20 protein-coding genes and 2 riboswitches are annotated in these 20,994 nt (G+C 67.9%); of the genes, 13 read left to right on the top strand and 7 right to left on the bottom strand.

Annotation, left to right across the window (positions count from 1 at the left end):
- Window positions 1–10: 10 nt before the first annotated feature.
- The 4 genes from ACIGKL_RS04700 (at window position 11) to ACIGKL_RS04715 (ending at window position 3,792) form a co-directional block, all read left to right on the top strand.
- The gene (locus ACIGKL_RS04700) at window positions 11–1,267 is read left to right on the top strand and encodes a high-affinity branched-chain amino acid ABC transporter permease LivM (RefSeq protein ID WP_397486248.1); all 1,257 of its coding nucleotides are present in this window, start codon (window positions 11–13) and stop codon (window positions 1,265–1,267) included.
- Window positions 1,264–2,031 (top strand): high-affinity branched-chain amino acid ABC transporter ATP-binding protein LivG, encoded by a 768-nt coding sequence (livG, locus tag ACIGKL_RS04705; protein WP_397485545.1) that lies wholly within the window; start codon window positions 1,264–1,266, stop codon window positions 2,029–2,031. The genes ACIGKL_RS04700 and livG overlap by 4 nt, the downstream gene beginning before the upstream one ends.
- A gap of 2 nt (window positions 2,032–2,033) precedes the next feature.
- The gene (locus ACIGKL_RS04710) at window positions 2,034–2,735 is read left to right on the top strand and encodes an ABC transporter ATP-binding protein (RefSeq protein WP_021442915.1); all 702 of its coding nucleotides are present in this window, start codon (window positions 2,034–2,036) and stop codon (window positions 2,733–2,735) included.
- Window positions 2,736–2,925: 190 nt separating this feature from the next.
- Complete coding sequence (locus ACIGKL_RS04715) at window positions 2,926–3,792, top strand: DUF6279 family lipoprotein (RefSeq protein ID WP_397485546.1); 867 nt, start codon at window positions 2,926–2,928, stop codon at window positions 3,790–3,792.
- A gap of 148 nt (window positions 3,793–3,940) precedes the next feature.
- Here the strand turns inward: ACIGKL_RS04715 and ung are convergent, their stop codons facing one another.
- Together ung and ACIGKL_RS04725 are read right to left on the bottom strand one after the other, a co-directional pair.
- On the bottom strand, window positions 3,941–4,630 hold the full coding sequence (ung, locus tag ACIGKL_RS04720) for a uracil-DNA glycosylase (protein ID WP_397485547.1): 690 nt from the start codon (window positions 4,628–4,630) through the stop codon (window positions 3,941–3,943).
- A gap of 843 nt (window positions 4,631–5,473) precedes the next feature.
- Complete coding sequence (locus ACIGKL_RS04725; protein ID WP_397485548.1) at window positions 5,474–6,355, bottom strand: AraC family transcriptional regulator; 882 nt, start codon at window positions 6,353–6,355, stop codon at window positions 5,474–5,476.
- A 127-nt stretch (window positions 6,356–6,482) separates the two neighbouring features.
- Here ACIGKL_RS04725 and ACIGKL_RS04730 point away from each other — a divergent pair, with 127 nt between their 5' ends.
- From ACIGKL_RS04730 to mmsB, 6 genes are all read left to right on the top strand, one after another.
- Window positions 6,483–7,976 carry a CoA-acylating methylmalonate-semialdehyde dehydrogenase gene (locus tag ACIGKL_RS04730; protein WP_397485549.1) on the top strand — a complete coding sequence of 498 codons (1,494 nt, stop codon included), beginning with the start codon at window positions 6,483–6,485 and terminating at the stop codon, window positions 7,974–7,976.
- 240 nt (window positions 7,977–8,216) lie between these two features.
- Window positions 8,217–9,464: an ABC transporter substrate-binding protein gene (locus ACIGKL_RS04735; RefSeq protein ID WP_397485550.1), complete on the top strand. Its 1,248-nt coding sequence runs from the start codon at window positions 8,217–8,219 to the stop codon at window positions 9,462–9,464.
- Window positions 9,465–9,470: 6 nt separating this feature from the next.
- Window positions 9,471–10,634, top strand: coding sequence for an acyl-CoA dehydrogenase family protein (locus ACIGKL_RS04740; RefSeq protein ID WP_397485551.1), 1,164 nt, complete (start codon window positions 9,471–9,473; stop codon window positions 10,632–10,634).
- Window positions 10,635–10,720: 86 nt separating this feature from the next.
- Window positions 10,721–11,539 carry an enoyl-CoA hydratase gene (locus ACIGKL_RS04745; protein ID WP_397485552.1) on the top strand — a complete coding sequence of 273 codons (819 nt, stop codon included), beginning with the start codon at window positions 10,721–10,723 and terminating at the stop codon, window positions 11,537–11,539.
- Window positions 11,540–11,592: 53 nt separating this feature from the next.
- The gene (locus ACIGKL_RS04750; RefSeq protein WP_397486249.1) at window positions 11,593–12,696 is read left to right on the top strand and encodes an enoyl-CoA hydratase/isomerase family protein; all 1,104 of its coding nucleotides are present in this window, start codon (window positions 11,593–11,595) and stop codon (window positions 12,694–12,696) included.
- A gap of 170 nt (window positions 12,697–12,866) precedes the next feature.
- Complete coding sequence (mmsB, locus tag ACIGKL_RS04755; RefSeq protein ID WP_397485553.1) at window positions 12,867–13,751, top strand: 3-hydroxyisobutyrate dehydrogenase; 885 nt, start codon at window positions 12,867–12,869, stop codon at window positions 13,749–13,751.
- 254 nt (window positions 13,752–14,005) lie between these two features.
- Here mmsB and ACIGKL_RS04760 read toward each other — a convergent pair whose 3' ends face one another.
- Together ACIGKL_RS04760 and ACIGKL_RS04765 are read right to left on the bottom strand one after the other, a co-directional pair.
- The gene (locus tag ACIGKL_RS04760; RefSeq protein ID WP_397485554.1) at window positions 14,006–14,251 is read right to left on the bottom strand and encodes a DUF1145 domain-containing protein; all 246 of its coding nucleotides are present in this window, start codon (window positions 14,249–14,251) and stop codon (window positions 14,006–14,008) included.
- Between the two features lie 174 nt (window positions 14,252–14,425).
- Window positions 14,426–16,213 carry an alkyl/aryl-sulfatase gene (locus ACIGKL_RS04765; protein ID WP_397485555.1) on the bottom strand — a complete coding sequence of 596 codons (1,788 nt, stop codon included), beginning with the start codon at window positions 16,211–16,213 and terminating at the stop codon, window positions 14,426–14,428.
- 97 nt (window positions 16,214–16,310) lie between these two features.
- Here ACIGKL_RS04765 and ACIGKL_RS04770 point away from each other — a divergent pair, with 97 nt between their 5' ends.
- Window positions 16,311–17,222 carry a LysR family transcriptional regulator gene (locus ACIGKL_RS04770; protein WP_397485556.1) on the top strand — a complete coding sequence of 304 codons (912 nt, stop codon included), beginning with the start codon at window positions 16,311–16,313 and terminating at the stop codon, window positions 17,220–17,222.
- Window positions 17,223–17,228: 6 nt separating this feature from the next.
- On the opposite strand, the gene ACIGKL_RS04775 is transcribed toward ACIGKL_RS04770, so the two are convergent.
- The 3 genes from ACIGKL_RS04775 to ACIGKL_RS04785 form a co-directional block, all read right to left on the bottom strand.
- Window positions 17,229–17,714: a hypothetical protein gene (locus ACIGKL_RS04775; protein WP_397485557.1), complete on the bottom strand. Its 486-nt coding sequence runs from the start codon at window positions 17,712–17,714 to the stop codon at window positions 17,229–17,231.
- 79 nt (window positions 17,715–17,793) lie between these two features.
- Complete coding sequence (locus tag ACIGKL_RS04780) at window positions 17,794–17,949, bottom strand: hypothetical protein (protein ID WP_397485558.1); 156 nt, start codon at window positions 17,947–17,949, stop codon at window positions 17,794–17,796.
- A complete protein-coding gene (locus tag ACIGKL_RS04785) occupies window positions 17,949–18,128 on the bottom strand; it encodes a hypothetical protein (RefSeq protein WP_397485559.1) in 180 nt (59 codons plus the stop codon). Before ACIGKL_RS04785 ends, ACIGKL_RS04780 begins: the two co-directional genes overlap by 1 nt.
- A 206-nt stretch (window positions 18,129–18,334) precedes the next feature.
- Window positions 18,335–18,454, top strand: a riboswitch (guanidine-I (ykkC/yxkD leader).
- 54 nt (window positions 18,455–18,508) lie between these two features.
- On the opposite strand from ACIGKL_RS04785, the gene ACIGKL_RS04790 reads away from it, so the two are divergent.
- Window positions 18,509–19,570 (top strand): putative urea ABC transporter substrate-binding protein, encoded by a 1,062-nt coding sequence (locus tag ACIGKL_RS04790; RefSeq protein ID WP_397485560.1) that lies wholly within the window; start codon window positions 18,509–18,511, stop codon window positions 19,568–19,570.
- A gap of 170 nt (window positions 19,571–19,740) precedes the next feature.
- Window positions 19,741–19,844: riboswitch (guanidine-I (ykkC/yxkD leader) on the top strand.
- 66 nt (window positions 19,845–19,910) lie between these two features.
- A complete protein-coding gene (locus ACIGKL_RS04795) occupies window positions 19,911–20,981 on the top strand; it encodes a putative urea ABC transporter substrate-binding protein (protein ID WP_397485561.1) in 1,071 nt (356 codons plus the stop codon).
- Window positions 20,982–20,994 lie beyond the last annotated feature (13 nt).

Here is a 20,994-nt window from a genome sequence, read left to right on the forward strand (position 1 = left end):
TGCGCCCTCCATGAGCAATCGCCTCAAGACCGCCTTCTTCAGCGCCCTGCTGGTGCTGGCCGTGGCCTACCCGGTGCTCGGCCTGAAACTGACCACCGTCGGCATCAAGCTGGAAGTACACGGCGCCAGCCCGGCCGTGCTGTGGACCATCGCCGGTTGCGCCATCGCCATGTTCTTCTGGCAGCTGTTCCGTAGCCAGCTCGGCGCCGCCTGGGCCCACGCGCCCAAGCTGCCGAGCATGCCGAGCAAGGCGAGCAACTTCCTCACCCTGCCCTCGACCCAGCGCTGGGCGATCATGGGGCTGATCCTGGTCGCTCTGGCCTGGCCGTTCTTCGGCTCGCGCGGCGCGGTGGACATCGCCACGCTGATCCTCATCTACGTGATGCTCGGCCTCGGCCTGAACATAGTCGTGGGTCTGGCCGGTCTGCTCGACCTGGGTTACGTCGGCTTCTACGCCGTCGGCGCCTACAGCTACGCGCTGCTGTCGCACTACTACGGCCTGGGCTTCTGGGTGTGCCTGCCGATCGCCGGCCTGATGGCGGCGTTCTTCGGCTTCATCCTCGGCTTCCCGGTGCTGCGCCTGCGCGGCGACTACCTGGCCATCGTCACCCTCGGTTTCGGCGAGATCATCCGTCTGCTGCTGCGCAACATGACCGAGCTCACCGGCGGCCCCAACGGCATCAGCGGCATCGACAAGCCGACCCTGTTCGGCCTGTCCTTCGACCGCCGCGCCGCCGAGGGCATGCAGACCTTCCACGAGTACTTCGGCGTGGCCTACAACTCGGTGAACAAGGTGATCTTCCTCTACCTGATCGCCCTGCTGCTGGTGCTGCTGACCCTGTTCGTGATCAACCGTCTGCTGCGCATGCCGATCGGCCGCGCCTGGGAAGCGCTGCGCGAGGACGAGATCGCCTGCCGCGCGCTGGGCATGAACCCCACGGTGATCAAGCTCTCGGCCTTCACCATCGGCGCCAGCTTCGCCGGTTTCGCCGGCAGCTTCTTCGCCGCGCGCCAGGGCCTGGTGTCGCCGGAGTCGTTCACCTTCATCGAGTCGGCGATCATCCTCGCCATCGTGGTGCTCGGCGGCATGGGTTCGCAGTTGGGGATCATCCTCGCGGCCATCGTCATGATCCTGCTGCCGGAGCTGGCGCGGGAGTTCAACGAGTACCGCATGCTGATGTTCGGCGCCCTGATGGTGCTGATGATGATCTGGCGTCCGCAGGGCCTGTTGCCCATGCAGCGTCCCCACCTGGAGTTGAAGCAATGAGCCGCGCGATTCTCGAAGTAAGCGGCCTCACCATGCGCTTCGGCGGCCTGCTGGCCGTCAACGAGGTGGGCCTGAGCGTCAAGGAAAAACAGGTGGTCTCGATGATCGGCCCGAACGGCGCCGGCAAGACCACGGTATTCAACTGCCTGACCGGTTTCTACCAGCCCACCGGCGGCAGCATCCGCCTCGACGGCGAGCAGATCGAGGGCCTGCCGGGCCACAAGATCGCGCGCAAGGGCGTGGTGCGCACCTTCCAGAACGTGCGTCTGTTCAAGGACATGACCGCGGTGGAGAACCTGCTGGTGGCCCAGCATCGCCACCTCAACACCAACTACCTGTCCGGCCTGTTCAAGACCCCGGCGTTCCGCAAGAGCGAGCGCGAGGCGATGGACTTCGCCGCGCACTGGCTGGAGCGGGTCAACCTCACCGAGTTCGCCAACCGCCCGGCCGGCACCCTGGCCTACGGTCAGCAGCGCCGCCTGGAAATCGCCCGCTGCATGATGACCCGCCCGCGCCTGCTGATGCTCGACGAGCCGGCCGCCGGCCTCAACCCGCGCGAAACCGAGAACCTCAAGCAGCTGATCGGCGTGCTGCGCGACGAGCATGGCGTCACCGTGCTGCTGATCGAGCACGACATGAAGCTGGTGATGAGCATTTCCGACCACATCTACGTGATCAACCAGGGCACCCCCCTGGCCGACGGTACGCCGGAGCAGATCCGCAACAATCCGGACGTGATCAAAGCCTACCTGGGGGAAGCCTAACCATGCTCAGTTTCAACAAGGTCTCCACCTTCTACGGCAAGATCCAGGCCCTGCACGAGGTCAGCATCGAGGTACAGAAAGGCGAGATCGTTACCCTGATCGGCGCCAACGGCGCCGGCAAGTCGACCCTGCTGATGACCCTGTGCGGCAGCCCGCGCGCCACCAGCGGCAGCATCCGCTACATGGGCGAGGAGCTGGTCGGCATGGACACGCCGGACATCATGCGCAAGAGCATCGCGGTGGTGCCGGAAGGCCGCCGCGTGTTCGCCCGCCTGACCGTCGAGGAAAACCTGGCCATGGGCGGCTTCTTCGGCAGCAAGGGCGACAACCAGGAGCAACTGGACAAGGTCCTGCAGCTGTTCCCGCGCCTGCAGGAACGCTTCGCCCAGCGCGCCGGCACCATGAGCGGCGGCGAGCAGCAGATGCTCGCCATCGGCCGGGCGCTGATGAGCAAGCCCAAGCTGCTGCTGCTCGACGAACCGTCGCTGGGTCTGGCGCCGATCATCATCCAGCAGATCTTCGACATCATCGAACAGCTGCGCAAAGACGGCGTGACCATCTTCCTGGTCGAGCAGAACGCCAACCAGGCGCTGAAGCTGGCCGACCGCGGCTATGTGCTGGAGAACGGCCATATCGTCATGCAGGGCAGCGGCAGCGACCTGCTCAGCGATCCCAAGGTGCGCGACGCCTACCTCGGCGGCTAAGCCCGGCCGCTGCAAACGGAACCGCCCTTCGGGGCGGTTTTTTATTCTGTAGGGTGCGCCGTGCGCACCAGCCATTCGGCGCCCCTCGCGGGCGCACGCCCGCCTAAGTCTTAAGCGGATATTTCCGCCCTCTTGCGCCCGGCCCGCCTGGCAGTAGGCTCAAGATCTCCGCCCTCGAGAGAGCACGCTCATGTCGCTGCGCAAGCCCCTGCTTCTGCTGCTGGCCTTGGCCCTGCTGCTCGGCGCCTGCAGCCGGATCGACCTGGCCTACCGCAATCTGGACTGGCTGATCCGGTGGAAGCTGGACGACTACCTGGCGCTCGACGAGCGACAGCGCGCCTGGCTCAAGCCGCAACTGCAGCAGCACCTGGCCTGGCATTGCCGCGTCGAGCTGCCGCGCTACCTCGACTGGCTGGAGGCCAACCAGGCGCTGCTGGACGCCCCCGACAGCGAGGCGCTGGCCGCGCAGCTGCAGGCCTTCGACCAGGCCCTGCAGCGCATCGCCGTGGCAATCACCCCGAGCAGCGTGCAGCTGCTGCGCGGTCTCAGCCCGCGCCAGGTCGAGCAACTGTTCGAGGCGCTGGACGAGCAGAACGCCAAGCTGCGCGAAGAGTTTGTCGAACCGCCGCTGGCGCAGCAGATCGCCCAGCGCGCCGAGCGCATGAACCAACGCCTGCAGCCCTGGTTCGGCAACTTGAGCACCACGCAGAGCGCCCGCGTCGAGGCCTGGGCCGCCAGCCTGGGGGCGCAGAACCGGGTCTGGCTGGACAACCGCCTGGCCTGGCAACAGGCGCTGCGCGAAGCACTCGAGGTACGCCGCGGCGACGACTTCGAGGCGCGTATGCGCGCGCTGCTGCAGGAGCGCGAGCGCCATTACACTGAGGCCTACCAGGCCAGCTACGCGGCCAATCGCCGGGCGCTGGCCGAGCTGTTCGGCGACCTGCTCGCCCAGGCCGACGAGCCCCAGCTCAGCCGCCTGCGGCAGCGCCTGAACGGCCTGCACGCCGACCTGGCAAAGCAGCAGTGCCAGGCCCGCGAGTCCGTGGTCGTTCGCTGAACCTACAGCAATCCGAAGGGTGCACCGCGCGCACTAGAAATGTGGAATCGGTGCGCGCGGCGCACCCTACTCCCACGCCAACCGCAGCGGGGCCGGACCAACGAGGCCGGCGTCATTCGCATGCCCCCACCTGGCGACGCGATCCCGGCTAGAGCGCCGGCAAGCGCCAGTCGATGGGGGTCATGCCGTTCTGGCTGAGAAACTGGTTGCAGCGGCTGAAATGACCATTGCCGATAAAGCCGCGGTGCGCCGACAGCGGCGAGGGGTGCGGCGAGCGCAGCACCAGGTGCTTGGTCGGGTCGATCAGGCGCTGCTTGCTCTGCGCATGGCTGCCCCAGAGCAGGAACACCAGCTTGGGCCGCTGCTGGCTGACCACCTCGATCACCCGGTCGGTGAACAGCTGCCAGCCCTTGTTCGCGTGGGAGCCGGCGTTGCCGCGCTCCACGGTCAGCGAGGTGTTGAGCAGCAGCACGCCCTGCTCGGCCCAGCTCTGCAGATGGCCGTGGGCGGGGATATCGAGGTTCAGGTCGCGCTTGAGTTCCTTGTAGATGTTGAGCAGCGACGGCGGCGTCGGCACCCCCGGCTGCACCGAGAAGCACAGGCCGTGGGCCTGGCCGGGACCGTGGTAGGGGTCCTGACCGATGATCACCACCTTGACCTGCGCAAGCGGGGTGGAGTTGAGCGCATTGAAGATCAGCGGGCCCGGCGGGTAGATCTCCTTGCCGGCCGCCTTCTCGGCTCGGAGGAACTCGCCCAGCTCGCTCATATAGGGCTTGTCGAACTCCTCGCGCAGCGCCTCTTTCCAGCTGGCGTCGAGTTTGATGCGGTCGTCGGTCATCCCGGGTGTTCCTGCGCTGAAAACGAAAACGGCACGCTAGGCAAGGCACGGGGGCAAGTCAAGGCATCGCACGGGATAACGCGGCGCCGACTGCTGCCTGCCCATCACGCCGCTGGATGCGCGTTGCCACGCCGCCCTCCCCGGCCAAGACTCAAGCGGCCTATCCCGAGGAGCAGCGCGGCATGAACACCGCGACCGCTATCAGCCGCGAACGCCTGGAACAGGCGATGAGGCTCGGGCGGATCTTGCGAAACGGCCGTAGGTTGGGTTGAGGTGCGCAGCGCCGAAGCCCAACGGGTCAGGTCGAGGACTGTTGGGCTTCGCTGCGCTCGGCGCCAAGCTACCGGCGGGTGCCGCCCTATCCCTGGCGCAGAGCCCGGTAATGGCTGGGCGCCATGCCCACCACCTTGCGAAACAGGCCGTAGGTTGGGTTGAGGTGCGCAGCGCGGAAGCCCAACGGATCAGGTCGCGGATGTTGGGCTTCGCTACGCTCAGCACCAACCTACCGGCGGGTGCCGCTCTATCCCTGGTGCAAGGCCCGGTAATGGCTGGGCGCCATGCCCACCACCTTGCGAAACGGCCGTAGGTCGGGTTGAGGTGCGCAGCGCCGAAGCCCAACGGGTCAGGTCGCGGATGTTGGGCTTCGCTACGCTCGGCACCAACCTACCGGCGGGTGCCGCTCTATCCCTGGTGCAAGGCCCGGTAATGGCTGGGCGCCATGCCCACCACCTTGCGAAACAGGCCGTAGGTTGGGTTGAGGTGCGCAGCGCCGAAGCCCAACGGATCAGGTCGCGGACGTTGGGCTTCGCTACGCTCAGCACCAACTTACCGGCGGGTGCCGCCCTAGCCCTGGTGCAAGGCCCGGTAATGGCTGGGCGCCATGCCCACCACCTTGCGAAACAGTCGCGAGAAATAATAGGGATCGTCGTAGCCCAGTTGCTCGGCGATCTGCCGCACCTCGGCGTCGCCCTGGTCGAGCAGGCGGCAGGCCTGGGCCATCTTCAGCTGGATGAAGTCCTGAATCGGCGCGTGGCCGGTCAGGGCGCGGTAGGTCTTGGCGAAGTGGAAGCGCGACAGCTTGAACTGCGCCGCCAGCTCGTCGAGGTTGAGGCTGCCGTGCAGGTGGCTGCGCATCACCGCCTGCACCGCGTCGACGTCCAGCACCCGCCCGGACTTGAGGTTGGCCCGCGCCGGCAGCACCGCCAGCGAGCTGAGCAGCGCCTGCAGTTGATGGGCGGCGTGGATGAAGGGCACTGGGTTGAGACCCTGGCGCTGCAAGCCCAGCAACGCCTCGAAATCCGCCAGCAGACGCGGCTGCACGCCGATGCGGCGCACCCGCCGCGGCCCCAGCAGACGCAGGAAATCCTCGGCCAGGCTGCCGTCGAAATGCACCCAGTACAGCGTCCAGGGCCGTGCGGCGTCGGCGCCGTAGCGGTGGGCGAGGCCCTTGGGCAGCAGCAGCAGATCGCCGCCGCCGACCTCGAATCGTCCATCCGCCGTCTCCAGCCAGCCGCGCCCGGCGCGGCAGTAGATCAGCAGGTGATCCTCCGGCTGACTGCGCTGCATCAGGTGCCCGGCCGCTTCCGGGTAGAACCCCAGCGCCAGCGGGTAGCAGCCGCAGCTCAGCGGCTGACGGGCCAGCAGGCGACGCAGGCGCGGCGGGGTGATGAAGCGCTGGCCGTTGGCGGGCAGCGGCCAGCTGGATATTTCCACTCGTGCGCTCATCGGCGCGCCCGCCTCGCTGGGGGATGGTAATGCCAAGATCGTCCATCCAAAGACCAAGATCGTCAATCCACAAGCGGCCGGACACTGACTATAAAGAGAGCACAGAAGAACAACAGGAGGCCCGACCATGCCCCGCACCCTGCCCCAGCTGATCGACGGTCAGTGGCTCGCGAGCCAGGCCCGCGAACTGATCGAAGTCACCGACCCGGCCACCCAGCAGGTGCTGGCGCTGGCGCCCAAGGCCACCCACGAGGAGATCGAGGCTGCCGTGGCCGGCGCCAAGGCCGCCTTCCAGACCTGGCGCGAGGTGCCGGTGCCGGAGCGGGCGCGGCTGATGCTGCGCTACCAGCACCTGCTCAAGGAGCACCACGACGAGCTGGCCGAGATTCTCGCGCAGGAGACCGGCAAGACCTTCGCCGATGCCAAGGGCGATGTCTGGCGCGGCATCGAGGTGGCCGAACATGCCGCCAACGTGGCCAGTCTGATGATGGGCGAGACAGTGGAGAACGTCGCCCGCGAGATCGACACCGCCAGCTGGATCCAGCCGCTGGGCGTATGCGTCGGCATCACCCCGTTCAACTTCCCGGCGATGATCCCGCTGTGGATGTTCCCGCTGGCCATCGCCTGCGGCAACAGCTTCATCCTCAAGCCCTCCGAGCAGGACCCGATGACCCCCAACCGCCTGGCCGAGCTGTTCCTCGAGGCCGGCGCGCCGCCCGGGGTACTGCAGCTGCTGCACGGCGGGCGCGAGCAGGTCGACGCGCTGCTGGTGCACCCGGACGTGCGCGCGATTTCCTTCGTCGGCTCGGTGCCGGTGGGCCAGCATATCTACCGCACCGGCACCCAGCACCTGAAGCGGGTGCAGGCCTTCGCCGGGGCCAAGAACCATATGGTGATCATGCCCGACGCGCCCAAGGATCAGGTCATCAGCAACCTGGTCGGCGCCAGTTGCGGCGCCGCCGGCCAGCGCTGCATGGCGATCAGCGTGGCGGTGTTCGTCGGCGAGTCGCGACAGTGGATTCCCGAGCTGGCCGCGCAGATGGCCGAGCTGCGCCCCGGCCACTGGCGCGACAGCGGCGCCGCGTTCGGCCCGCTGATCAGCCAGCAGGCACGCCAGCGCGTGCTGCGCCTGATCGCCGAGGGCAAGGCCGAGGGCGCCGAGTGCCTGCTGGACGGCTCACAGTGCAGGGTCGAGGGCTACCCCGAGGGCAACTGGCTGGGGCCGACGCTGTTTCGCCAGGTCACGCCGAAAATGTCCATCTACCGCGAGGAAATCTTCGGCCCGGTGCTGGTGTGCCTGGAGGTCGCGAGCCTGGAAGAGGCCATCGAGCTGGTCAACGCCAGCCCCTACGGCAACGGCACCAGCATCTTCACCCGCTCCGGCGGCGCCGCGCGCCACTACCAGCATGCGGTGCAAGTCGGCCAGGTGGGCATCAACGTGCCGATCCCGGTGCCGCTGCCGTTCTTCTCCTTCACCGGCTGGAAGGGCTCCTTCTATGGCGACCTGCACGCCTACGGCAAGCAGGCGGTGCGCTTCTACAGCGAGACCAAGACCGTCACCAGCCGCTGGTTCGACGATTCGTCCGTGAGTGGGCCGAATATGACCATTCAATTGAAATGAGAACGGAGTAGGCCTTTGTTAGAACCTGCTCAAAGCCTCGCGAGCTAGAGCTATGCAAGGCAAAAACAGGCGAAGAAGCGCAGTTTACTCGTGGTAAATGAGCATTCTGAGCCTGTTTTTAACGCAGCAGAGCCGACGCGCAGCAGGCTTTGTGCAGGTTCTTAGACCAATAGACGATCACTGCAACTAGACGAGCGGCGTAAAACAGTCTCCTGCAGCACAACAACAAGGAGAACTGCAATGCGCCACCTGACTGCCACCCTGGCCCTGTGGGCCGGGATCACCGCCTGTGCGCAGGCCGCCGAGCCCATCACCCTGGGCCTCAACTACCCGCGCACCGGCCCATACAAGGAGGAGGGATTGGCGCAGATGCGTGGAGCCCTGCTGGCCATCGACGAGCTCAACGCCGCAGGCGGCGTGCTGGGCCGGCCCTTGCGCTTGTCCAGCAAGGACACCGCCTCACGTCCGGCCAAGGCGGTGAAGAACGTCGACAAGCTGGCCGCCGAGGGCGCGGCGATGCTGTTCGGCGGCTCCTCCAGCGCGGTGGCCATCGCCGCCGGCAAGCGCGCCCGCGAACACGGCCTGCTGTACTTCGGCACCCTCACCTATTCCAACGACACCACCGGCAAGGACGGCCACCGCTACCTGTTCCGCGAGTGCAACAACGCCTGGATGAGCGCCCAGGTACTCGGCCAGTACCTGAGCAAGAACCTGCCGGACAAGCGCTACTTCTACGTCACCTCCGACTACACCTGGGGCCACACCACCGAGGCCTCGCTGCGCCAGGCCACCGCCAGCGACGACGTCGGCCAGCACGCCAGCGTGCGCGTGCCCTTCCCCGGCGCGCGCCTGGCCGACTACCAGGATGCCCTGACCCAGGCCGCCGCGAGCGATGCCGAGATCCTCGCCCTGGTGCTGTTCGGCGAGGACCTGGTGCGCGCCATGCGCATCGCCAAGGACCTGGGCCTGACCGAGCGCATGCAGATCATCGCGCCGAACCTGACCCAGAGCATGGTCGAGCAGGCCGGCCCCGACCTGATGCAGGGCGTGATCGGCACCGAACCCTGGACCTGGCGCGTGCCGGCGCTGGAGAAGTCCGCCCGCGGCGAAGCCTTCGTCGCCGCCTTCAAGGCGCGCTACCAGATGTACCCCTCGAGTTCCGCCGCCTCGGCCTACAGCATCGTCCAGCAGTGGGCCGACGCCGCCAAGCGCGCCGGCAGCCTGAGCAGCGAGGCGCTGATCAAGGCGTTGGAAGGCCACCGCTACAGCCTGCTGAAGGACCAGCAGCAGTGGCGCGCCTTCGATCACCAGAACCTGCAGACCGTCTATGCGGTGCGGGTCAAGCCGCGCGACGAGGTGCTCAAGGACCCGCTCAAGCAGGACTACTTCGAAATCGTCGACCGCCTCGACGCCGACGCCGCGCTGCCCAACCTGGCGCAGTGGCAGGCCGAGCGGCGCGCCGGCGGCCAACCCCTGACATTGCAATGAGGCGCCATGGACTTCGAACTCAGTGACGAACAACGCCTGCTCACCGACAGCGCCCGCGCCTTCGCCGCGCGGGAGCTGGCGCCGCACGCCGGCGACTGGGACCGCGACCACCACTTCCCGCTGGCGGTGATCCGCCGCGCCGCCGAGCAGGGCTACCTGGCCCTGTACCTCGAGGAGGCGGACGGCGGCCTGGGCCTCTCCAGGCTGTCCAGTTCGCTGATCTTCGAACAGCTGGCCGCCGGCTGCGTGGCCACCACCGCCTACCTGACCATCCACAATATGGCCTCGTGGATGTTGGCAAGCTTCGCCGACGACGCCCTGAAGGCGCAGTACCTGCCCGGGCTGATCGACGGCCGCCTGCTGGCCTCCTACTGCCTGACCGAGCCGGACGCCGGCTCCGACGCCGCCCACCTGCGTACCCGCGCGCGGCGCGACGGCGACTATTACGTGCTCGACGGCAGCAAGTGCTTTATCTCCGGCGCAGGCAGTACGCAGGTCTTGATCGTTATGGCGCGCACCGGCGCGGACGGCGCCAAGGGCATCTCCTGCTTCCTGGTGCCGGCCGACGCCGCCGGCATCCGCTACGGACGCAACGAGGACAAGATGGGCTGGCGCGCCCAGCCGACCCGTACCATCGCCTTCGACGGCGTACGCATCCCCGCCGGCAACCGCATCGGCCCGGAGGGCCAGGGCTTCGTCTACGCCATGCAGGGCCTCGACGGCGGCCGCCTGAACATCGCCAGCTGCTCGCTCGGCGCGGCCCAGGCGGCGTTGCAGCAGAGCCTGCACTACGTGGAGGAGCGCAAGCAGTTCGGCAAGCCACTGGCCGAATTCCAGGCGCTGCAGTTCAAGCTGGCCGATATGCTCACCGGGCTGACCGCCAGCCGGCAGATGGTGCGCCTGGCCGCGGACAAGCTGGACCGGCGCCACGCCGAGGCCAGCCTGTACTGCGCCATGGCCAAGCGCTTCGCCACCGACCAGTGTTTCGCCATCTGCAACGAGGCGCTGCAGCTGCACGGCGGCTACGGTTACCTGAGCGACTATCCGCTGGAGCGCTGGGTGCGCGACAGCCGCGTACACCAGATACTGGAAGGCACCAACGAAATCATGCGGGTGATCGTCGCCCGCCGCCTGCTGCAGCAGGGCGGCATGCTCGATCGCCTGTTGTAGGGTGCGCGGGGCCGCCTAGGCCGTGCGCACTATCCGCTTGGTGCGCACGGCGCACCCTACGCGCAGCCAATGACACGAGGATCTGTATGAGCACCGCCATCGAAGCCTACAAACCCGGCATCTTCGACCTGACCCACAAGCTCACCGTGGAAAAGCACGGCCACACCGCGCTGATCACCATCAACCACCCGCCGGCCAACACCTGGGACCGCGACTCGCTGATCGGCCTCAAGCAGCTGGTCGAGCACCTCAACCGCGACGACGACATCTACGCCCTGGTGGTGACCGGCCAGGGGCCGAAGTTCTTTTCCGCCGGCGCCGACCTGAACATGTTCGCCGACGGCGACAAGGCGCGCGCCCGCGAGATGGCGCGGCGCTTCGGCGAGGCCTTCGAGACCCTGCGCGACTTCCGCGGGGTGTCGATCGCCGCGATCAACGGCTACGCCATGGGCGGCGGCCTGGAATGCGCACTGGCCTGCGATATCCGCATCGCCGAGCGCCAGGCGCAGATGGCCCTGCCCGAGGCCGCGGTGGGCCTGCTGCCCTGCGCCGGCGGCACCCAGGCGCTGCCCTGGCTGGTGGGCGAAGGCTGGGCCAAGCGCATGATCCTCTGCGGCGAGCGTATCGACGCCGAAACCGCCCTGCGCATCGGCCTGGTCGAACAGCTGGTCGATAGCGGCGAGGCCCGTGGCCATGCCCTGCTGCTGGCGGCCAAGGTGGCGCGACAGAGTCCGGTGGCGGTGCGCACCATCAAGCCGCTGATCCAGGGCGCGCGCGAACGTGGGCCGAACGGCTGGCTGGCGGAGGAACGCGAGCGCTTCGTCGACCTGTTCGACGCCGACGACACCCGCGAAGGGGTCAACGCCTTCCTCGAGAAACGCGACCCGCAGTGGCGCAACAAATAACTCGCGGCTTCGCTCCGCCCGTAGGGTGCGCCGTGCGCACCGAGAATCCGATGATGAATGTCACCTTCGAAGAACGCCCCAGCCTGCACGGCTACCGCATCGGCATCGCCAGCCTTGACGCGGAGAAGAGCCTCAACGCCCTGTCGCTGCCGATGATCGAGGCGCTGGACGCGCGCCTGAAGGCCTGGGCCAGCGATCCCGAGATCGCCTGCGTGCTGCTGCGCGGCAACGGTACCAAGGCCTTCTGCGCCGGCGGCGACGTGGTGCAACTGGTGCAGCAGTGCCGCGAACATCCCGGCCAGGTGCCGCCGCTGGCGCGGCGCTTCTTCGCCGACGAGTACCGCCTCGACCACCGCATCCACAGCTATCCCAAGCCGCTGATCTGCTGGGCTCACGGCCATGTGCTGGGCGGCGGCATGGGCCTGATGCAGGGCGCGGCGATCCGCATCGTCACCCCCAGCAGCCGCCTGGGCATGCCGGAAATCAATATCGGCCTGTACCCGGACGTCGGCGGCAGCTGGTTCCTCGCCCGCCTGCCGGGCAGGCTCGGCCTGTTCCTCGGCCTCAGCGCCGCCAGCATCAACGCCCGCGACGCGCTGGACCTGAACCTGGCCGACCGTTTCCTGCGCGACGAGCAGCAGGACGCGCTGATCGAAGGCCTGGTGCAACTCAACTGGCGCGAGCACGCGGCGCAGCAGCTGCACAGCCTGCTGCGCGCACTGGAACGCGAGGCGCGCGGCGAGCTGCCGCAGGCGCAGTGGCTGCCGCGCCGCGAACGCCTCGACGCGTTGCTCGACGTGGCCGACCTGCCGGCCGCGGTACAGGCCATCACCGGCCTGCACGGCGACGCCGACCTGCTGCTGGCGCGTGCGGCCAAGACCCTGGCCGGCGGCTGCCCGCTGACCGCGCACCTGGTCTGGGAGCAGATCCGCCGCGCTCGTTACCTGTCGCTGGCCGAGGTGTTCCGCATGGAGTACGCCATGAGCCTGAACTGCTGCCGCCACCCGGAGTTTGCCGAGGGCGTGCGCGCCCGCCTGATCGACAAGGACCAGACGCCGCGCTGGCACTGGCCGGACGTGGCGGCCATCCCGCCGGCGGTGATCGAGGCGCACTTCGCCCCGGCCTGGGACGGCGAACATCCATTGGCGGATCTGTAGGCCTTCGGCAGGAGCCGGCTTGCTGGCGATCAGTCGCCATGGATCGCCAGCCCCGTGGCCCGGATGCAATCCGGCAAGGCCGACCAGTTGCCCCCCGGACTCGATCCGGAGCGCGGCACATCCCACGACCATAGGTGCGCACGGCGCACCCTACACCAAGGAGAGCACCCATGACCCAGATCGCCTTTATCGGCCTCGGCCATATGGGCCTGCCCATGGCCCGCAACCTGCTCAAGGCCGGCTACCCGCTCAAGGTCTTCGACCTGGTGCGCAGCGCCGTGGACGAACTGGCCGGCGAAGGCGCCCTGGCGGCGGACAGCGCCGCCGAGGCGGTCGACCAGGCCAAGGTGGTGATCAGCATGCTGCCGGCCAGCCGCCATGTCGAAGGCCTGTACCTGGGCGACGCCGGCCTGCTGGCGCAACTGCCGGCCGGCACCCTGGTGCTGGAATGCTCGACCATCGCCCCGGAGTCGGCGCGCAAGGTGCACGCCGCCGCCCGTGAGCGCGGCGTCGCCCTGCTCGATGCGCCGGTGTCCGGCGGCACCGCCGGCGCCGCGGCCGCCACCCTGACCTTTATGGTCGGCGGCGAGGCCGACGCCCTGGACAAGGCGCGGCCGATCCTCGCCGCCATGGGCAAGAACATCTTCCACGCCGGCCCGGACGGCGCCGGCCAGGTGGCCAAGGTGTGCAACAACCAGGTGCTGGCGGTGCAGATGATCGCCACCGCCGAGGCCATGGCCCTGGGCGTGGCCAACGGCCTGGAGCCGGCGACCCTGGCCGAGATCATGCGGCAGAGCTCCGGCGGCAACTGGACGCTGGAAAAGTACAACCCCTGGCCCGGGGTGATGGAGAACGCGCCGGCCTCCAAGGGCTACAGCGGCGGCTTTATGGCCGAGCTGATGGCCAAGGACCTGGGCCTGGCCCAGGAAACTGCCAGCCACAGCGGCAACAGCACGCCGATGGGCGCCCTGGCGCTGCAGCTGTACCGTCTGCTGCTCAAGCAGGGCAAGGGCAAGCAGGATTTCTCGGTGGTGCAGCAGCTGTTCGTGGAGTAGGCCTTCTCCACCTATCCCGTAGATCCTGTGTTCATGGGCAAGCGATTTGCTTTGTCCATGCACGGCCTGCTCCCTCTCCCATTCATGGGAGAGGGCTGGGGAGAGGGTGGGATCAGGCAACTCGGCGTCGCTGGATAGGCCCTCTCCCCCAGCCCCTCTCCCGCAAGCGGGAGAGGGGAGACAAGCGCTAAGCCCGAACGAAGTCCGGGGAATGCACGCGCCATCACCCCGGATTGCATCCGGGCTACCGGCATTCAGCGCAGCGTCTGCAGATGCAGCAGGCCGAACAGCAGCACCTGCAGGCGCTGCCGCCACAGCCCCGGCCGGCCGTGCAGACGCGCGCGAAACAGCAGCAGCTCGAAGGCATGGGCCAACAGCAGCGCCAACGCGGTCCAGTTGACCCAGCCGTCCAGCGGCGCGGCGAAGGGGTAGAACAGATTGAGCAGCGCCACCAGCCAGAACATGGCCAGGGCGCCCTTGGCGAACGACAGCAGTTTCATCGCGATCCTCCGGTTGAGCGATCGCCGCAGTGTGCCGGGCCAAGCCGCCTACGACCGCCCTTCTTTTGACTGGCACGCCATGTAGGAGCCGCGCCCCGCGGCGAATCGCCAGGGCAACGTCGATATCTCGGCATGCCCACAATCGCTTCGCGCCGGGGCGGCGCTCCTACCTGGCTAGCGCAGGGTCAGACCGAAGGCCTCGTCGGCGAAGTCGAAGCAGGCGAGGAAGCGGCGAATCTCCAGCAGATTGCCCTCGACCTTGACGTCGCCCAACAGCGCGCCCTTGACCAGGCCGCCCTCGCCGGTCAACAGGGTTTCCATGAAACGCTTGTCCATGCTCAGCTGCAGCTTGGTGCCCGCGGGAATGCCCTTGTGCAACTGGGCCACGCCGCGGCGCACTTCCAGCGCCCACTCCTCGTCCACATCGGGGAAGCGAAAACCCAGGGTCAGTTCGAGGTCGCCGGCCTGCTGCGGGTCGATGCGCGTCACCCAGTTCTGCAGGAAGGCCTGCGGGGTGAAGCTGCGCACCATGTCCGGGGAGAGGAACACCTTGCGCATCTCCTGCGAGCGCTGGCGGATGGCCTCGCCGTCGAGCTGGCCTTCCAGCTCCATGGCGCTCATCAGGTACCAGTTGCGCCAGTTGATGTTCATGCTGGCGTAACCCAGCTTGCGCAGGCTGCGCGCCTTGATCTCGCGCGCCAATTGATCCTCGTGGTCGACGCGGATGGCATGGCCGGCCAGCTCGGCGGCCCACTGGTAGTCGCCCTTGAGGTAGGCGTTGCCGGCCTCCAGCAGCAGTTTTTCCCGGCCGCCCGCCAGGGCGATCAGCCGCTCGGCCTGCTGCCGTGGCGGGGTCGGGTCGAGCGCCACCGGGTCGCCCTGGAACCAGCCCAGGTAGCCGTTGTAGATCTGCCGCACGCTGTGCTTGACCGTGCCGTAGTACTCGCGCAGGTAGGGCGTGTAGCCGGCCAGGTGCGGCGGCAGTTTGACCTTCTCCACCAGCTCGTCCGGGGTCAGGCCCTTGTTCATCCAGCGCACGCTCTGGTCGTGGATATAGGCGATGCCGTCGCGGGTCATGCGCAGCACCTCCTCGACCCGCTCCTGGCCGCTGACCGGCCGGCCGTGCAGCGGCACCATATGCTCGGCGCGGTATTCGCGCAGCTTGTCCAGGCTGGCGACCCACTGCACCGGGTCGCGGAACTTGGTGCCGCGCAGGGTATGGATATTCGGCAGGGTCGGCCCCTGCTCCACCTCGGCGCTGATCAGCACGCGGTTGTCCGGCAGGTACAGGGTGATTTCGTCCGGCGCCTCGCTGGGCACGTGCAGCAGCTGCACGTCGAGGCCGGCGATGCGGGTGTCCAGGCGTTCGGCGAAGGTCACGGTCGGCGCGATAAAGGACGACGGCTCGGGCTTGGCCAGCGGGCCGATGCCGGCGTTCATGCCCTGCAGGTCGCTCGCCGGCAGGAAGGAGCCGAAGCTGTAGGCCGAGCGCACGCCGAGAATCGGCCCGACCAGCGCGCCCTGCGCCACCACGTTGGCCAGCAGGCTGTCGTGGGCGTAGATCTGCACCTCGCCGCGTTCCACCTGCTCGCGGCTGACGAAGGCCTGCACGCCGTTGATATGGTCCGGGTGGAAGTGGGTGTAGACCACCGCCTTGACCGGCTTGTCGCTGAGCTTGCGGAACTCGGCCATGATCTTGCGCGATTCGCCGACCGACTCGCCGGTGTCGACGATGATCAGCCCCTCGGGCGCCTCGATCATCACCACGTTGCCCAGTTGCCAGCCGACGGCGGAATAGACGTTGTCGGCGACGCGGTAGAGCTGCTGGGCGAAGTGCTTGGTGTGCGCCGCCAGCTCGGCGTGGATGCTCGGTTCGATACGCTCGGCCGGCAGCTCAGCCTGCGCGTTCAGGGGCAAGGCGGCGGCCAGCAGCAGGCCGCCAAGGCGAGAGAAGGTGCTCATGGCGATGGGACGTCTTGTTGTGGAAGTGCTGGCAGGTTGGCAAAGGCCACCTGATAATTCCAATGCATTCGAATCAACAAACCAATGCAGGTAGCGCATGAACGACCTACGCCAGCTCCGCCACTTCGCCGCCCTCGCCGAACACGGCCACTTCGCCCGCGCCGCCGAGGCCGTGCACCTCAGCCAGCCGGCGCTGAGCCGCAGCATCCAGGCCCTGGAGGCGCAGCTCGGCTGCAGCCTGGTGGATCGCCACAGCCGCGGCATCAGCCTCACCGCCCACGGCCAGCTGGTGCTGGAACACGCCCGCCGCCTGCTGGCCGGCAGCCAGGCGCTGAGCAACGCGGTCAGCCAGCTGGACAACCTGGAGGCCGGCGAGCTGCGCCTGGGCGCCGGCCCCTACCCGGCCGCGCGGCTGGTGCCGCAGGCGGTAGGCAGGCTGCTGCAACGCTATCCGCGGGTGCAGGTGAGGCTGGAGATCGGCAACTGGCTGGAGCTGCGCGAGCGCCTGCTGGAGGCCAACGTCGAACTGTTCGTCGCCGATGTGCGCGAACTGCAGGACGACCCGCAACTGCAGATCGAGGCGCTACAGGCGCATGCCGGCGTGCTGTTCTGCCGCCCCGGCCATCCGCTGCTACAACGCCGCGAGCTGCGCCTGGCCGACCTGCTCGACTTCCCCCTGGCCGGTACCCAGTTGCCGCAGACGGTCGAGCGCAGCCTCGGCGCGGCCAGCGGCCGGCCGCAACCCTTGAGCGTGCAGTGCGACAACTTCCTGGTGCTCAAGCGCCTGGTGGCCGACAGCGAGGTGCTGAGCATGGCGCCCTGGGACGTGATCGCCGAAGAGGTGGCGGCCGGCCAACTGAGCCTGCTGCCGCTGGCCCCGGCGAGCCTGCAGCAGCAGTCGGCCTACGGCCTGGTCAGCCGCGCCGGGCACAGCCTGTCGCCGGCGGCGCAGGCGCTGGTGGAGGAGATTCGCCGGGTGGACGGCCAGCCGCTGCCGCCACGGCGCTAAACGCCGCTAGTTGCGCCGCCATTCGCCGCTGCGCCGCTGCTCGCCGCGCGAGTGACGGTCGTCGCGGGAGTAGCGCTGCTGCACCTGCTGCTGGCGGTTGCCCTCCCAGCGCTTGCCGGAGGGCGCACTCTGATACTGCTTGTGCTGCTGCCGACCATCGTGACGGCGGCCATCGTCGCGCCGGCCGTCGTGGCGCGAGTAGCCGTCGTGGCGCTTGTGGTCGCGCTGGTAGAAACCCTGCTGGCGCGGCGGCGGCGCCGGCACGTAGCGCTTGGAATCGTGGCGATGGCGGTCGTGGCGGCGCTCGTCGTAATGGTAGTAACGCGGCGTGACATGGACCGGCGGCGAGTAATCGCGGCGGTAGCCGTTGTAATAGTGGTGCGAGTGATGATGATCGCGATAGCCACGGTCGTAGTCGTAGCCGTCGCCATACACGGCGCAGCCGCTGAGCGGGATGAACAGTAAGGCAGCAAGCAGGGTTCTGTAGGACATGGAAGCCTCCGCAGGGGAAGCGGGGGACGCGCACTGCGCCCCCGAGGGAAGAGGCCGGGCCGCGAGGCCCGGGACTGGATCAGCAGCGACCTTTCTTGGCCTGCCCCGGCGGGCAGTGGGGCGGACCGCCGCCGCCATCGCCGATATCGATGCCGATACCCGGCAGCCTCAGGCTGCAGCCGGACAGACCGAACGCCAGACTCATCGCCAGCAACAACGCGCCGAAGGTTTTCATCAGCAGCGCCCCTGCATGCGCAGCCCCGGCGGGCAGAAGTGGCCGCCGCCGTGGTAGCCGCGGCCACCCAGGTCGACATGAATCACATCGGGATCGCCGACCCGGGCATGCACGCCCGGGGCACTGAAACTGCAGCCGCCCAGCAACAACGCCAGCGCCATCACAGTCAAACCACGCATATTGGAATACTCCTCGAATTTCCAGGGGCTGCTAGATGCCCGGCAACGGTAGCGGGCACAGCTCTATCAGCATGCTCGTTCGACAATCTGCACTGGATCACGTTCCGTGCAGCCGAGTGACGGCCATCACAGGCTCGCCACGGCCGCTGGCACGCTCCTCGCTTGGCAAGGCGCCGCAGCGGGAAGGCGAACAGCGCTGCGTGCAGACAATGGCCGACTAGGGTTCCGGCCCGCCTGAGCAGGCGGGTGGCTGGTCCGAGAGTGGGCGACCTCAGACAGCGGCGGGAAGCCGCGGGGTTACACGGCGGGATAAAAGCCCGGGAGAACGCGCAGCACGACTGCCCGCCTTCCCGCCTCCGTTCCCTGCCGCCGAGGTCACCATGTCATTGCGTACCCTGCTTACCGCCCTGCTCTGCACCGCCCTGCTGGCCGCTCCCGCCGCCCAGGCCGCGCCCAAGACCTTCAAACTGTGCTGGTCGATCTTCGCCGGCTGGATGCCCTGGGGCTACGCCGCCGAGCAGGGCATCGTGAAGAAATGGGCGGACAAATACGGCATCGACATCCAGGTGCAGGAGGTGCCGGATTACGTCGGCTCCATCGAGCAATACGCCGCCGGCCAGTTCGACGCCTGCACCATGACCAATATGGACGCCCTGACCATTCCCGCGGCCGGTGGCGTGGACAGCACCGCGCTGATCATCGGCGACTTCTCCAATGGTGCCGACGCCCTGCTGCTGCGCGGCGCCGGCCAGAGCATCCGCGATCTCAAGGGCAAGACCGTGCTGCTGGTGGAGAACTCGGTGTCGCACTACCTGCTCAGCCGCGCGCTGGAATGGGCGCTGCTGGAGGAAAGCGAGGTGAGCATCGAGCATGTCTCCGACAGCGAGATCGCCGCCGCCTTCCTCGCCGGCCGCGGCGATGCGGTGATCACCTGGAACCCGATCCTCGCCGAGATCAAACGCCAGGCCGAGGTCAGCCAGGTGTTCAGCTCCAACCTGATTCCCGGCGAGATCCTCGACCTCACCGTGGTCAACAGCCAGACCCTGACCCAGCACCCGGAACTGGGCCGCGCGCTGACCGGCGCCTGGTTCGAGACCCAGCGCCTGCTCGGCCTGCCCACCGCCGCCGGGCGCGAGGCCAGGGCGAAGATGGCGGCCGCCGCGCACACCAGCGCCGAGGACTTCGAGGCCCAGTTGAACACCCTGCGTTCCTTTTATGCCCCGCGTTATGCGCTGAACTTCGCCCAGACCGGCAAATTGCCGGACCTGATGCAGCGCGTCGCCCGCTTCGCCGACGGCCAGGGCCTGCTCGGCCAGAGCGGCCACGGCCTGACCGACCTGGGCATCGCCTTCAGCGGTGAGGCGACTTTGGGCAACCCGCAACGCATCCTGCTGCGCTTCGACCATCGCTATATGCAACTGGCCAGCGACGGGGCGTTATAACGCCCCAGCAAGTGGCACGCACGGCCCGGAACGCACCAGCAATGCGCATATTCCGCCCGCGACAGCGGCGAAAGGCCCGTAATAGCCACCGCGGGCAGCTGGCACGATGTTCGCTATAGACCCTGCGTGCAGGAACAACCCGGTTCGCCGGGATCGCGGCACCACAATTTGCAATGGCCGACTAGGGTTCCGGCGCGCCGACAACGGCGCGCGACTGGTCCGAGAGTTGGCGACCTCCTTCGAGGTTACACGGCGGGACAAAAGCCCGGGAGAACGCGCCCCAGCGATGGGAAACCGCCGCGCACTCCTGCCCGCCCCTTACTCGAACTGGAGGTTCCCCATGCGTAAACCCCGTCTGTTCTCCGTTCTCGCCGCCGCCGGCCTTGGCGCCGCGCTCAGCTTCTCGGCCCAGGCCGCGCCGAAAAGCGACTTCAGCGTCTGCTGGACCATCTACGCCGGCTGGATGCCCTGGGAATACGGCGCCGCGCAGGGCATCGTCGACAAGTGGGCGAAAAAGTACGACATCAGCATCGACGTGGTGCAGATCAACGACTACGTCGAGTCGATCAACCAGTACAGCGCCGGCCAGTTCGACGGCTGCACCATGACCAACATGGACGCCCTGACCATTCCCGCGGCCGGCGGCGTCGACAGCACCGCGCTGATCATCGGCGACTTCTCCAACGGCAACGACGGTATCGTGCTCAAGGGCGAAGGCAAGACCCTGGCCGACCTCAAGGGCCTGGACGTCAATCTGGTGGAGCTGTCGGTCTCCCACTACCTGCTGGCGCGCGGCCTGGAACGCGCCCAGCTGAGCGAGCGCGACCTCAAGGTGGTCAACACCTCCGACGCCGACCTGGTCGCCGCCTTCGCCACGCCCGGCGTGCAGGCCGTGGCCACCTGGAACCCGCTGCTGGCCGAGATCGAGGCCACGCCGCAGGTGAGCAAGGTGTTCGACTCCAGCCAGATTCCCGGCGAGATCATCGACCTGATGGTGATCAATAGCCAGACCCTCGCGGACAACCCGGCCCTGGGCAAGGCGCTGACCGGCGCCTGGTACGAAATCATGGCGACCATGAGCGCCGACAGCGACGCCGGCAAGGCCGCCCGCGAGCATATGGCCAAGGCCTCCGGCACCGACCTGTCCGGCTACGAGGCGCAGCTGGCGGCGACCAGGATGTTCTATTCGGCGGCCGACGCCCTGGCCTTCGCCACCAGCCCCAAGCTGCCGGCGACCATGACCAAGGTGGCCGAGTTCTCCTTCGCCCACGGCCTGCTCGGCGAGGGCGCGCAGAGCAGCGATGCCATCGGCATGAGCTTCGCCAAGGGCATCACCACCGGCGATACGAGCAACCTCAAGCTGCGCTTCGACCCCAGCTATATGCAGCTGGCCGCCGACGGCAAGCTCTGAGCCCGTAGGGTGC

The sequence above is a fragment of the Pseudomonas sp. NPDC077186 genome, assembly GCF_044543505.1.
In the GTDB taxonomy this organism is placed as follows: domain Bacteria; phylum Pseudomonadota; class Gammaproteobacteria; order Pseudomonadales; family Pseudomonadaceae; genus Aquipseudomonas.

What these genes read in the sequence shown, in the direction of transcription:
- ACIGKL_RS04700 (WP_397486248.1), top strand. Translation starts at nt 11, where the DNA reads ATGAGCAATCGCCTCAAGACCGCCTTCTTCAGCGCCCTGCTGGTGCTG.
- livG (WP_397485545.1), top strand. Translation starts at nt 1,264, where the DNA reads ATGAGCCGCGCGATTCTCGAAGTAAGCGGCCTCACCATGCGCTTCGGC.
- ACIGKL_RS04710 (WP_021442915.1), top strand. Translation starts at nt 2,034, where the DNA reads ATGCTCAGTTTCAACAAGGTCTCCACCTTCTACGGCAAGATCCAGGCC.
- ACIGKL_RS04715 (WP_397485546.1), top strand. Translation starts at nt 2,926, where the DNA reads ATGTCGCTGCGCAAGCCCCTGCTTCTGCTGCTGGCCTTGGCCCTGCTG.
- ung (WP_397485547.1), bottom strand. Translation starts at nt 4,630, where the DNA reads ATGACCGACGACCGCATCAAACTCGACGCCAGCTGGAAAGAGGCGCTG.
- ACIGKL_RS04725 (WP_397485548.1), bottom strand. Translation starts at nt 6,355, where the DNA reads ATGAGCGCACGAGTGGAAATATCCAGCTGGCCGCTGCCCGCCAACGGC.
- ACIGKL_RS04730 (WP_397485549.1), top strand. Translation starts at nt 6,483, where the DNA reads ATGCCCCGCACCCTGCCCCAGCTGATCGACGGTCAGTGGCTCGCGAGC.
- ACIGKL_RS04735 (WP_397485550.1), top strand. Translation starts at nt 8,217, where the DNA reads ATGCGCCACCTGACTGCCACCCTGGCCCTGTGGGCCGGGATCACCGCC.
- ACIGKL_RS04740 (WP_397485551.1), top strand. Translation starts at nt 9,471, where the DNA reads ATGGACTTCGAACTCAGTGACGAACAACGCCTGCTCACCGACAGCGCC.
- ACIGKL_RS04745 (WP_397485552.1), top strand. Translation starts at nt 10,721, where the DNA reads ATGAGCACCGCCATCGAAGCCTACAAACCCGGCATCTTCGACCTGACC.
- ACIGKL_RS04750 (WP_397486249.1), top strand. Translation starts at nt 11,593, where the DNA reads ATGAATGTCACCTTCGAAGAACGCCCCAGCCTGCACGGCTACCGCATC.
- mmsB (WP_397485553.1), top strand. Translation starts at nt 12,867, where the DNA reads ATGACCCAGATCGCCTTTATCGGCCTCGGCCATATGGGCCTGCCCATG.
- ACIGKL_RS04760 (WP_397485554.1), bottom strand. Translation starts at nt 14,251, where the DNA reads ATGAAACTGCTGTCGTTCGCCAAGGGCGCCCTGGCCATGTTCTGGCTG.
- ACIGKL_RS04765 (WP_397485555.1), bottom strand. Translation starts at nt 16,213, where the DNA reads ATGAGCACCTTCTCTCGCCTTGGCGGCCTGCTGCTGGCCGCCGCCTTG.
- ACIGKL_RS04770 (WP_397485556.1), top strand. Translation starts at nt 16,311, where the DNA reads ATGAACGACCTACGCCAGCTCCGCCACTTCGCCGCCCTCGCCGAACAC.
- ACIGKL_RS04775 (WP_397485557.1), bottom strand. Translation starts at nt 17,714, where the DNA reads ATGTCCTACAGAACCCTGCTTGCTGCCTTACTGTTCATCCCGCTCAGC.
- ACIGKL_RS04780 (WP_397485558.1), bottom strand. Translation starts at nt 17,949, where the DNA reads ATGAAAACCTTCGGCGCGTTGTTGCTGGCGATGAGTCTGGCGTTCGGT.
- ACIGKL_RS04785 (WP_397485559.1), bottom strand. Translation starts at nt 18,128, where the DNA reads ATGCGTGGTTTGACTGTGATGGCGCTGGCGTTGTTGCTGGGCGGCTGC.
- ACIGKL_RS04790 (WP_397485560.1), top strand. Translation starts at nt 18,509, where the DNA reads ATGTCATTGCGTACCCTGCTTACCGCCCTGCTCTGCACCGCCCTGCTG.
- ACIGKL_RS04795 (WP_397485561.1), top strand. Translation starts at nt 19,911, where the DNA reads ATGCGTAAACCCCGTCTGTTCTCCGTTCTCGCCGCCGCCGGCCTTGGC.